The organism is Gordonia sp. ALPHA1B1, from assembly GCF_005502615.1.
Lineage (GTDB): Bacteria > Actinomycetota > Actinomycetes > Mycobacteriales > Mycobacteriaceae > Gordonia > Gordonia hongkongensis.
This window is the reverse complement of sequence record NZ_SCOC01000066.1, coordinates 1-9,897: the sequence shown is the minus strand read 5'-3', so window position 1 is coordinate 9,897 and position 9,897 is coordinate 1. Positions and strand designations below refer to the sequence as shown.

Genomic DNA, 9,897 nt, shown 5'->3' with positions numbered 1-9,897 from the left:
CCTCCCGCCCGAACACCCCCTCGTGGGGCTCCTGGACCAAGCCCTCACCCGCGACGGCTGGAGCGAACAAATCCAGCAGGCCATGAGCGACCCCGCCCTCCTGCAATGGACCGTCATCCTCCGCACCGCCGCCAACCGCGCCAAGATCGCGTGGCGCACCGGCGCCACCCCGGACGACCCACGATTCGCCGCCTGGCGCACCCAAACCCTCCAGGCCCTCGCCGACGTCTCAACGCCCGACCAGCGCCACCCCAACGGCGCCCTCGCGAAGTATCTGCGCTACCGGCTCACCACGACCCCCGCGCGACCCGCCACCGGCCAGCGAGCCATCTCAGCCAGCATCCGCGCAGAGGCGATGCTCGCCGCCACCAGCGGAGACCCGCGCACCGCCGCGAACATCACGCGGCTACTCATCCGCAGCGACTAGCCACCGACCACAGGAGCCCTCACAGATGACCAAGCGCAACCCCGGAGTCCGCTACCACCCGGCGCGACCGCTCGACAGCGCGCAACAGGTGCTCGACGGCCTCGACAAACTCCTCGCCGAAGCCGCCGAACACGGCATCCAGCCCACCAAAGCCGTCGCCGCGACCCGCGAAGCCCTCGCCGACGTCATCCTCGAAGAGGCACAGACCGACAGCGAGATCGCCGACGTTGCCCGCCACCTCGACGGCGCCGCCGACGACGCCCTCGACGCCCTTGCGCGCGAAGACGCCACCCCCCAACAGCGCAGCGAAGCCGCCGCCCGCGTCATCTCCGGAGCGACGCCACAGACCGCGCGGCAACTGACCAAAATGCGCAACCAAAACAAGTTCCGCCGCGCCCGCGAGGCCCATAATCACCTGCACCGCCTTGGCGACGCTCTCGTCGTCGACCTCCTCCGACCGTGGGCGCTGGCCATCGTCACCGAGCTAACCGAGGAGCCCCACACAATCGCCGACCACGTCGTCGCGGGGAAGTGGCAGGGGATCATGGCCGCAGAGGAATTCCGGCAGGAACACTCGATCATGGCCGACGACATCCGACGCTGGACCAGCATGCCGAGCCGCCACTCGCTGGAGTACCGGCGACTCCGCGCGATTCAACTCGTCGCCGAGTTCGAACATTTGACCAACGTCACCGACGAGTTGCGCCGACGCGGAATCCTGCCCGACCTCGACCCCGAGCAAACCACCGCGACATCGGCCTCGCTCTACTTCCAGGACCCGACCAAGCTCGCCGACGCCGCCTCCGTCGGCGCCCGCACCGTCCTGTGGTTGTGCCAAGGCATCATCGCCGGATCCGGGCCGACCATCCGCACTGCCGCCGAAGCGGTCTCGGCACACAAGGAGGCCCCCGCAATGGCCAACTGAGAACTTGGGACGACCGTTCCTCCGGTTCGCGGGCCACGTCAACGGGACCGACGAACCTGTAAGGGGGCCAGCGCCAGACGCGACCACGCAGCCCGCGTCCCGGCAGCTTGGGCGGTACCTATCGACCTTCGCCCTCGACGTCCCCTGCGGTCGTCCCTTCCAAGCCCCGTCGCCTGGCCAATAGAACCGAGTGCGTGCCAAACCCCACCTCTCCGGGGCGGACAGCTAACCGAAGTAACTCACTCACCCTCGGTCAGGCGGCGGGCCAAACCCTCCACCAGGCGACAGCCTGACAACTAGCAACTTAGGAGCCACCATGGCCGACATCCTCGACGCACTAACCATCGAAGAGGGCAGCGGCCCATGGACCCGAGGCCCGCGCGTCATCGACCGCCCCGACCGCAACATCTCGACCGCCCTCGTCGACGTCTGCTCACCCGCGTACCCGCTTCCGGTCATCGAAGAGCCCGAGCCCCTCGGCGACGAAGCGCGCCCCATTGCCGCACTCGCGTATGCGGTCGTGCCGACCCGGTGCGAGCCCGCCGAGTACGAAGCCGCCGTCACGACCGCGATGGCCCGCTCGACCCCGTACCAGGCCGCGAAACTCCTCTGGCACGGCAGCGACGTCGAAGACGCGGATGACCCGTTCATCGCACACACCGACGTCCAGACCATCGCCGCACAAGCCGACCCCGTCGACACCGTCGCCGCCCTCATCAACGCCGCCTACGCGCGCCATCCGTGGATTGCCCCGGTCCTGCACGTAGGCACCGCCATGGCCCTCCGTCTAGCGCTCGCGCTCAACAGCAGCGGAATCCCCTGGGTCACCTCACCGGCCTACCCGCTCAACGGTCTCGCCGTCACCGACCGCGAGTCGCTCAAGATCCTCTTGTCGCCCATCGAGAGCACCGCCTCCGTGCAGATCGACGTGAATCGCAAGCAGATCGAACTCAGCCGGTTTGTCTCCGTCGAATTCGACCTCACCAAAACCACACGCGTGGAGTAACTTTCACCCTTCTCACCACGACGCAGCCTCGTCCGGTTCCTCGTCGACGATCACGCCGTCGATGACATCGTCGGATGGCAACTGCTCAGGTGCGACATCCTCGGCCACCGGAGGTAAAGAGAACTTCGACAGGTTCGCGCCAAGTTCGCGCACCTCTGTCACCACCGTGTTAGCGCTGTCCAGCACCCCAGCGAACCCACTCACGACATCATCAGCGGTGGCCAAGCAAGTCAGGGTGATCCCCACCGCGTAGACCAACTTCGCCTTCGCACTAGGCCCGGTCGTCGGCTTCATCGCCTCCGTAGACCCCGCCGTCACCAGCTTCCCCGCCGCATCCTTGACCGGAGCAACCCCGAACAAGCCAACGGACTCCATCAGCCATTGCAGCTCTTCGATCTTCCGCCGTAGATCGCGCACGACCGGCTCCGGTAAGCCCGCGTCGGTGAGCACCGCATTCCAATGCTCCAAGATTCCAGCGAAACCCCTCTGGGTCGTCGCGTCCCACCGACCGCCTCCGACGCGCATGGCCTCAAGGGTGGTCCCCAGATGTCCGAGAGGTCGGATCTCATTCGGACCCGCAATCTCTTTCCCGGCACACGACCAGTCCTGACTCGGCGCGAACGCCCCGTGCCACGACGGTAGGTAGACATCGAAGTGCTCGCTAAGGTTCGGATCGCTCTGCACAATCAGCCTCACGTGATCGAGCAAGTTGAGAGTCTGGGCGTGACACCTGAGAAACTCCGTCGAACCAAAGGGCACATCCCCGAAGGCACTCACCATCGACGCGTAAAACGAAGCACCGTTGTTCTTCAGATAGACGGTCTTTGCGATCCGGTAGAGAGCGGTGGCGGGATTACTGGGATGGACGACCTCGTCGGTTTCTTCTGTCATGCAATTGAGTATGTCCGGCCACACCCACAGAACGATGCACAAGTCGCGTGCCTGTGGATAGATCAATCCACAGCCGCGCTAGACAGCCTCGGAGTAGCAGAACCCCAGAGCCCCCGGACCCACGACACCAAGCCGATCCCGGAACCAACAGACCACCGCATCACCGACGAGACCGACGTCGGCACTCAAGAGCACGCCATCCGAGGCCAAGTCATTTACGGACCAGGTATCCGGCTCCAGGTCCTCGACGACAACCTCATCGACGAGAGCCACCCTCGACAACCGCAGAATCCAACCACCCTCAACCCGCATGACATCCGCGCAGTCAACAAGCTCGTCATCCTCGACAGCCTCACCGTCACCGATGTCGAGAATGTCGCCGTCGTCCATCGTTTCGAGGCTCTCAATGAGCCAGCGCCGCATGTGATCCCAGTCCTGACGCACCTTCATCAACGAACACCCGCCCGCAACTCCGCGTGAACCGCGCTCATCCGGTCCATAGACGCCCGCGACCGACGCATCTCTTCAAGTATGGCCGCGCGCTGCATCTCGCCGGTCATCTTCGAGGCGCTGGCCATGATCGGCGTCAGTTCCCTCGACCTCCGCCGTTCCGCCAAAATCTCCTCGATGAGTTCAGCCTCACGCGCCGCGACAACATCACGCCGAGTGGCGCGAGCGATCCGCCGCGCACCGAGGACAGCCGCCCTCGACGGCACAGAAGGACGCGCACGCTCGACCGGCTCGTCGCATAAACCCGAAGCCGCAGCTTGTCGCCGAACTTCCTCGGCGTCCCAGCGCGCGACCTCCTGAGCGATCATCGACCGCACGGTGAGTTCACGGAGCACCGGACGCCGCCGCGACCGCGACCGGGCGCCCAACTGCGCACGCAACGCCCGATCCAGCGTCCAGACACCGCCGCGACGCCTGTAGATGACCGGGCCAGGCTCAACCTTCACCATGCCGATCACAAGGGATTCGTCCGACGCATGGACGAGGGCGAAGACGCGGTCACGCGGGCCGACGCCCGCCGACGTCGGCGCTGGCCCGCTCATGTCGCCGCATCCCATCGCCAGGCGTCCGGCTTGTCGAAGTCCACGAGAACCGCATACCGCCCGCCCTCGTCGTCGCTGGCCACCCGGAACGACCCTGTATAGCCCCGCGCCCGCAACGCCTTGTGGACGCTCCCATCGGCGAACGAGACGCCATCGGGCAGAGGTAGCCGATGACCGGATGGTGTGCCCCGGTTCTGCGCCGCGCGCATCCGGGCCAGCATCGCGGCGTCGCCGCGTGTCAGCTCACCCATGACGCCAACCGCCCGCCACAGCGGCCCCCGCACAACGCAGAACGCTGACCGGGTCCGAAGACCCGGCCAGCGCTAGGAAACTCTCAGCCGTCATGCGCCGATTGTATCTACCTTTGTGTCAACCGCCGAGCCCTTAGTGACCACGAGAACTTGCCCACCCGCGCGCTCGCCCATGAGCTTCACGTACTCGCGATCCCACGACTCACCGATCAGGCTTAGATCCTCCGCGAACAAGTCCGAGTAGATGTCGAGGGTGATGCTCGCGCGGCTGTGTCCCAACTGCCGTTGGACCTGGTGAACGTGCATCCCTCGTCGCACCATTTCCGCTGCCGCCGTATGCCGCAAATCATGCGGAGTGATGAGCGGATCACCCTCGGCATCAACGAATCCCGCCGCAATCACCGCAGGCGCAAAGCGTCGCGTCGCCCAGTTCTTTCGTCGTAGTGGCTTCGATTCGCCCTTTGCTTTACGACCACCCTGTTGGAACACGAAGGACTGCGGACTCCGGCCCCCGCACACCGCCCGCAGCCGGTCTGTGATGAACGCCGAGAGGCTGACTTGGCGCGGCTTGCCAGACTTGGGGGAGCCGAGCTTCACACCCTCTGAGGTCTCCACCGCGTTCAACCGGATCCACGCCGTCCGACCGCCGAAATCAATTTCCCCGATCTGCAAACCCGCCGCCTCGCCGAAACGCAAGCCCACCTCGGCGAGTAGGAGGAGCAGGGTTTCATTCTCCGTGTCGCCATCCTCACCGACCATCGCCGCCGCCAACTCGAACACCTGAGACGACGTCAGATATACCCGGCGCTCCATCGCTTCGCGGTTCGCCTTCGGCAGCTCGACATCTCGACAAGGGTTGCGGCGCAGACGGCCCGCCTTGACCGCAGCGTTGCAGATACCCGACAGCACCACCAAGCACTCCGAGACCGACGACCGACTCAACCCCTTGTCCCCGGTAACCGTCGCCGCACGACCGCTCGACAACGAACCGACCCACGCCGCGATGCCCTCGAAGTCGAGATCCACCAAGGCCACATCACCCCAGCGCGGCAGAATGTGCGCGTTGTAGCGATTGCGGTAACTCGACGCCGTCGACGCCGCCTTCGTCGCCAAGTACGGCAACCACACGTCCTCGGCGAACTCGGCCACCGTCATCGCACTGCGATCCGCGCGCACGTACTCATGCCGAGTCACGTCAGCCATTTGATCGTCTAACCACCGCTGAGCGTCACCCTTGGTCGCGAACCCCTTACCCACCTCACGACCATCCCGCGCAACGAAACGTGCCTGCCAGCGAAGCCCCTTACCGTGCCGCGCAGTAGGGGAGAACTTCGACGCACAAGCCCCACCACAACGCTCACCCTCTGGCAGTGCTGTCCGCGAGTGCCAGCGGTCCAGCACACCGCTTCTCACGTTGCGCTTGGTCTTCGCCGCCGTCGTCTTCGTAGCCATCGGGATCCCCATCGTCTGCACCGGAGTTGCTTGGTTGTCCACAGAATACCTCACATTGACCGCTGGTGTTACTGCGGTCTCAAACAAATCTCGAACCCTCCACCGACGCTGCAAATAGCCAACTAAAGGCCAAATCCCCAGGAGCACAACGGCTAGTTGCACAAGCCCCGGACATAGTGCCTGGTCAGAGGTGGTTTTGGTGCTGGACAAACTCGCACAGTCAGGCGTAAACATGTCCCCACAACAGAGCAACACCAACCAACTAGGAAGTTGTAAAAGCATGGGACACAACGACAAACGCCCAACACCGACGATCATCGCGCGGCCCGTCATCACCGACCCCGACGAGGTCGACGACAACACCCCGGATTCGCGGATGGTCTCCGTCGACGTCGCCTCCGCGCTCACCGGCTTCTCCGTCGGCTCCCTGCGCACCATGCGCAACCGCAAGTCTGGCCCGCCGAGCTTCGTGCTGCGCCACAAGCTCGTATACCGGCTGGGGGATTTGCGCGACTACTTGACCGAGACGTACACCTCGACCCTCGTCACCGAGGCCTGAGGCGCCGGGGAGTGCCGGATTACAACCGCCGCGCCCGGACCCCTCCGCCGCGTGCCGTGTCCGCCAACGGGAGCTGCATCGGCCACGCCGACCGATTCGACCTTGACATCCTTCCAGGCGAGACCACATGGCAGCGGCGACAGCGCCTGGCCAACGCCGAAGCCACCTGCGCCCGCTGTCCAGTCCTGGCCGCATGCCGCCGTTGGGCGCAATCCCAACCGACGAATTCGTTTCACGGTGTGGTTGCGGGACAACGGTTTCGGTCACATTGGTACCCGAAGACGTCATCGAAGAAGCCCGCCTAATGAAACGGCCCGCGCCCCCTAGGGAAGCGCGGACCGCAGGAGCCGTCATGCGCAACGACCACCCGATTGTATCAGCCCTTGTAGCAACTGACCTCGTCGATCTCGCCCGAGTCGACTCGGCGACCTACCGCCGCCGTCAGGAATCCGCCCGAAGCGTCGTCCGCATCACCGGCGCGCCCGAGGTACTCGCCGACCTGCGCGCCCGCCTCGACGAAGCGCTCGCCGCCACCGACCCCGCCCGCGCCGCCGTTGCGCTGGCCTCGACCATTGGGGAGATCACCCGATGACCGACAAGAGCAAACCGCCCCAGGACGTCGACTACTCCATCGCGTCGCAGCTTGTGTGGTGGGCCGACGACACCACCTCGTCATACCGCGACGACGGCGAAGACCACTACGAACTCGCCCGCCCCAACGACTACGTCGACGACCCGACGCGGCTCCGCCCGGTACTCGTCGCGCTTCTCCAGCGCCTACGTCAAGAGTTCCAGGACGCCCCGACGCGCAACCAGCTCCGCGTCATCGCCGCCCTGCGCGCCGCATGCAAGAACGCACCCCGCGACTTCGACCGCCGCGACATGCTTCTCGCCGCGATGACCATTCTCACCGTCCTCCGAGGCGCCCCCACCGACCTCGGAGACGACCTCATCGCACGACGCCTTGTGCCCGTCGCCGCCATCGCCGCCGACATCGTGGTCGGCCTCATCGGCACCGAAGCCGAACGCCGCGACCAAGGCCTACCGCCCGATCCGCACGCGATCATCGACTGAGTGCATAGTGTCCTGAGTTTGATTAATTGCCAACGCGCACAACGACTCTGGTGATTGAAACCCGATGAGACCGGGCGTACTGTCCAAGGAAAGCCCGAACAAGACAAGGAACGATCAGAAATGCCCATGCGAGCCCCCACCACGCCAATCGAACGCGAGCTACGGCTTGCCCACAGCCACTACGCGAATGCTCACGGTCGGCCCGACGCTGACGAACTCCGACGGCAGGTGAAGGTGCTGCGCGCCCTCAACGCCCTCGACAAAGGCCTGTCCGACCTGGCGATGACCGAGACCGAGCGCGGACGGTTCTTCGCCCTCCTCGCCGGTGCGACCGTGATCGACGAGACCGAAACCGAGGTCGCAGCATGACGACACGCACGCGGATCTACCTCGCAGGAAAAATTGACAAGAACGACTGGCGACACGACGTTGTCCCAGGTCTACATGGCGCGACCTACTACGAGAGCGACCGGCACTATGACCTCCCGACATGGCCAACGCTCCCGATCAACGATCACTACGCCTACGTCGGCCCCTACATGACCTCTGACGACCACGGTTGCGCCCACGGCAGCAGCATGCACGGCAACGGCACCGACTCCTGTTGCATCGCACCAGATAGCCCCACAGCCATGCGTCGAATCATCAAGGGCCGATGCATCCAGGCCATCCGAGACTGTGACCTGTTCTTCGCCTGGCTTGGCCACGACGACGCACTCAGCGCATACGGAACGCTCAGCGAGATCGGCTACGCCGCCGCGCTCGACAAGCGAATCGTCATCGGAACCAACTGCGCCGCGCGCTACTGCACATGCCCACAGGACAACCTCTGGTTCGCAAAGCTCTTCGCACGCGACGAGGCCCTAGTACACGCCGATAGCGCCCCGGCGGCACTAGAGCACGTCTTCAACGGACGCGTGCCCGTCTAGCCCGAGCAGCTCCGCCGCTCACTCCCACCACCCCCAGGCCTCCCAGACCTCCCAGACAAAGCGAAAGCCCGCCGGAGAGACATCCGACGGGCCTTCAAATAGCGGAACGGTCTGGGACCGAATCACCACCTCGCACGGTCGATTCTACCCGCCGAACCGCTAGCAGGCACCACCGCAACGGCAGAGGCAGGACACAGAGTGAAGATCGAACCGCACGCACTAACGCATCCCCGCACCCGCACCGACGCTGACTGGCGAGCGGAGGTCGCGGCACTGGTAACCCCGGCGAACATCACGCAGGCCACAGCCCTCCACTACGCCACGGCCCTTGGCGTCATACCGATCAAGGTCTACGCCCACGACGGCGCCCGCATCCCCGAGACCGGCACCACCGGCGCCGTCGCCCTCCCCGAACCCGCCACCATGGCCGCACACATCGCAGCCATGGACGACACCCACCAACTAGGAATCCGACTGCCCGCCAACATCATTGGCATCGACATCGACACCTACGACGTTCAAACAGCCGGCGGATTGGTCCACAAGCGCGGCGGCACCACCATCACCCGACTCGAAACCGAGCTAGGGCCACTGCCCCCAACCCTCTGGTCAACCCGCCGCGAACCCCAAAGCGACGCACCCCACCACCGCACCGGCATCCGCTTCTACCGACTCCGAGAGCGGACGTTGCGGTACTACAGCCGCCGTGGACACCACTTCCTGCAACTCCGCGACATCCCCCCGCACGTCGAGACCATCGCGTTCTCCTACCGCTACGCCGCCGTCGCACCCACCACCGCCGACGGACTCACCTACACCTGGCACGCCACCGACGGCACCGTCATCGACCCCCTCGACATCCCCAACGTCGACACCCTCGCCGAACTACCCGACCCATGGGCCGCATACCTCATCAAGCCACCGAACACCCGACGCCGCACCAACCTCCGCCCACCAGGCGAACCCAGCGGAGGCGGCGCCACCTACGCCGAGCGCGCCGACACAGCCGACGCATGGTGTGCCGAGAACATCGCGCATTGGACCTCCGAGCCCGACGAGTACATCAGCGAACTCGCCAACCGCTACATCACCGACCTCGGCGCCGGTAGCCGTCACCTCACAGCCCTCCAGGGCACGCACGCCCTCCTCCGCGCCGCCACCGGCAGCCAAGAGTGGCCCGGACACCCCGGCGGACAAAAGGCCCTCACCAAGCTCGCCGAAGCGTTCCTAGACGCGAAGCCGACTCCCACCGCCCTCGGCGACTTCAACCGACAGTTCGCCAACGCCGTCGACAAGCTCGCAGCCGACATCGACAGCGGAGACCTCCGCCC

14 protein-coding genes are annotated in these 9,897 nt (G+C 65.4%); 9 read left to right on the top strand and 5 right to left on the bottom strand.

The genetic code is table 11. From position 1 onward, the window contains the following. From FFS52_RS22985 to FFS52_RS22975, 3 genes are all read left to right on the top strand, one after another. A partial coding sequence (locus tag FFS52_RS22985) for a hypothetical protein (protein WP_212743754.1) occupies positions 1 to 427 on the top strand: 427 nt, incomplete at its 5' end. 25 nt (positions 428 to 452) lie between these two features. Beyond that, positions 453 to 1,352 (top strand): hypothetical protein, encoded by a 900-nt coding sequence (locus tag FFS52_RS22980; protein WP_068971537.1) that lies wholly within the window; start codon positions 453 to 455, stop codon positions 1,350 to 1,352. A gap of 316 nt (positions 1,353 to 1,668) precedes the next feature. Then, a complete protein-coding gene (locus FFS52_RS22975; RefSeq protein ID WP_068971538.1) occupies positions 1,669 to 2,358 on the top strand; it encodes a hypothetical protein in 690 nt (229 codons plus the stop codon). 12 nt (positions 2,359 to 2,370) lie between these two features. Here the strand turns inward: FFS52_RS22975 and FFS52_RS22970 are convergent, their stop codons facing one another. The 5 genes from FFS52_RS22970 to FFS52_RS22950 form a co-directional block, all read right to left on the bottom strand. Then, positions 2,371 to 3,249, bottom strand: a complete 879-nt coding sequence (locus tag FFS52_RS22970; RefSeq protein ID WP_068971539.1) for a hypothetical protein — start codon at positions 3,247 to 3,249, stop codon at positions 2,371 to 2,373. Positions 3,250 to 3,327: 78 nt separating this feature from the next. Continuing rightward, positions 3,328 to 3,699, bottom strand: coding sequence for a hypothetical protein (locus FFS52_RS22965; protein WP_068971540.1), 372 nt, complete (start codon positions 3,697 to 3,699; stop codon positions 3,328 to 3,330). Beyond that, a complete protein-coding gene (locus FFS52_RS22960) occupies positions 3,699 to 4,217 on the bottom strand; it encodes a hypothetical protein (protein ID WP_137811023.1) in 519 nt (172 codons plus the stop codon). Before FFS52_RS22960 ends, FFS52_RS22965 begins: the two co-directional genes overlap by 1 nt. A gap of 80 nt (positions 4,218 to 4,297) precedes the next feature. Then, positions 4,298 to 4,552: a hypothetical protein gene (locus FFS52_RS22955; protein ID WP_068971542.1), complete on the bottom strand. Its 255-nt coding sequence runs from the start codon at positions 4,550 to 4,552 to the stop codon at positions 4,298 to 4,300. Between the two features lie 90 nt (positions 4,553 to 4,642). Further along, the gene (locus FFS52_RS22950) at positions 4,643 to 6,046 is read right to left on the bottom strand and encodes a site-specific integrase (protein WP_171011716.1); all 1,404 of its coding nucleotides are present in this window, start codon (positions 6,044 to 6,046) and stop codon (positions 4,643 to 4,645) included. A 238-nt stretch (positions 6,047 to 6,284) separates the two neighbouring features. On the opposite strand from FFS52_RS22950, the gene FFS52_RS23735 reads away from it, so the two are divergent. From FFS52_RS23735 to FFS52_RS22920, 6 genes are all read left to right on the top strand, one after another. Beyond that, positions 6,285 to 6,563, top strand: a complete 279-nt coding sequence (locus FFS52_RS23735) for a hypothetical protein (protein ID WP_068971544.1) — start codon at positions 6,285 to 6,287, stop codon at positions 6,561 to 6,563. A 352-nt stretch (positions 6,564 to 6,915) separates the two neighbouring features. Continuing rightward, a complete protein-coding gene (locus tag FFS52_RS22940) occupies positions 6,916 to 7,155 on the top strand; it encodes a hypothetical protein (protein ID WP_068971545.1) in 240 nt (79 codons plus the stop codon). After that, entirely contained in the window at positions 7,152 to 7,637 is a 486-nt protein-coding gene (locus FFS52_RS22935; RefSeq protein ID WP_068971546.1) for a hypothetical protein, read from the top strand. Before FFS52_RS22940 ends, FFS52_RS22935 begins: the two co-directional genes overlap by 4 nt. A 120-nt stretch (positions 7,638 to 7,757) precedes the next feature. Beyond that, on the top strand, positions 7,758 to 8,006 hold the full coding sequence (locus tag FFS52_RS22930) for a hypothetical protein (protein WP_137811022.1): 249 nt from the start codon (positions 7,758 to 7,760) through the stop codon (positions 8,004 to 8,006). Continuing rightward, positions 8,003 to 8,566 carry a hypothetical protein gene (locus tag FFS52_RS22925; protein WP_137811021.1) on the top strand — a complete coding sequence of 188 codons (564 nt, stop codon included), beginning with the start codon at positions 8,003 to 8,005 and terminating at the stop codon, positions 8,564 to 8,566. Before FFS52_RS22930 ends, FFS52_RS22925 begins: the two co-directional genes overlap by 4 nt. A gap of 198 nt (positions 8,567 to 8,764) precedes the next feature. Beyond that, on the top strand, positions 8,765 to 9,897 hold a 1,133-nt coding region (locus tag FFS52_RS22920; RefSeq protein ID WP_171011714.1), incomplete at its 3' end, for a bifunctional DNA primase/polymerase.

Excerpts from the sequence above, each read along its gene's own strand:
- FFS52_RS22975 (WP_068971538.1), top strand. The coding sequence starts at position 1,669 with ATGGCCGACATCCTCGACGCACTAACCATCGAAGAGGGCAGCGGCCCA.
- FFS52_RS22980 (WP_068971537.1), top strand. The coding sequence starts at position 453 with ATGACCAAGCGCAACCCCGGAGTCCGCTACCACCCGGCGCGACCGCTC.
- FFS52_RS22970 (WP_068971539.1), bottom strand. The coding sequence starts at position 3,249 with ATGACAGAAGAAACCGACGAGGTCGTCCATCCCAGTAATCCCGCCACC.
- FFS52_RS22930 (WP_137811022.1), top strand. The coding sequence starts at position 7,758 with ATGCCCATGCGAGCCCCCACCACGCCAATCGAACGCGAGCTACGGCTT.
- FFS52_RS22965 (WP_068971540.1), bottom strand. The coding sequence starts at position 3,699 with ATGAAGGTGCGTCAGGACTGGGATCACATGCGGCGCTGGCTCATTGAG.
- FFS52_RS22940 (WP_068971545.1), top strand. The coding sequence starts at position 6,916 with ATGCGCAACGACCACCCGATTGTATCAGCCCTTGTAGCAACTGACCTC.
- FFS52_RS22955 (WP_068971542.1), bottom strand. The coding sequence starts at position 4,552 with ATGGGTGAGCTGACACGCGGCGACGCCGCGATGCTGGCCCGGATGCGC.
- FFS52_RS22935 (WP_068971546.1), top strand. The coding sequence starts at position 7,152 with ATGACCGACAAGAGCAAACCGCCCCAGGACGTCGACTACTCCATCGCG.
- FFS52_RS23735 (WP_068971544.1), top strand. The coding sequence starts at position 6,285 with ATGGGACACAACGACAAACGCCCAACACCGACGATCATCGCGCGGCCC.
- FFS52_RS22925 (WP_137811021.1), top strand. The coding sequence starts at position 8,003 with ATGACGACACGCACGCGGATCTACCTCGCAGGAAAAATTGACAAGAAC.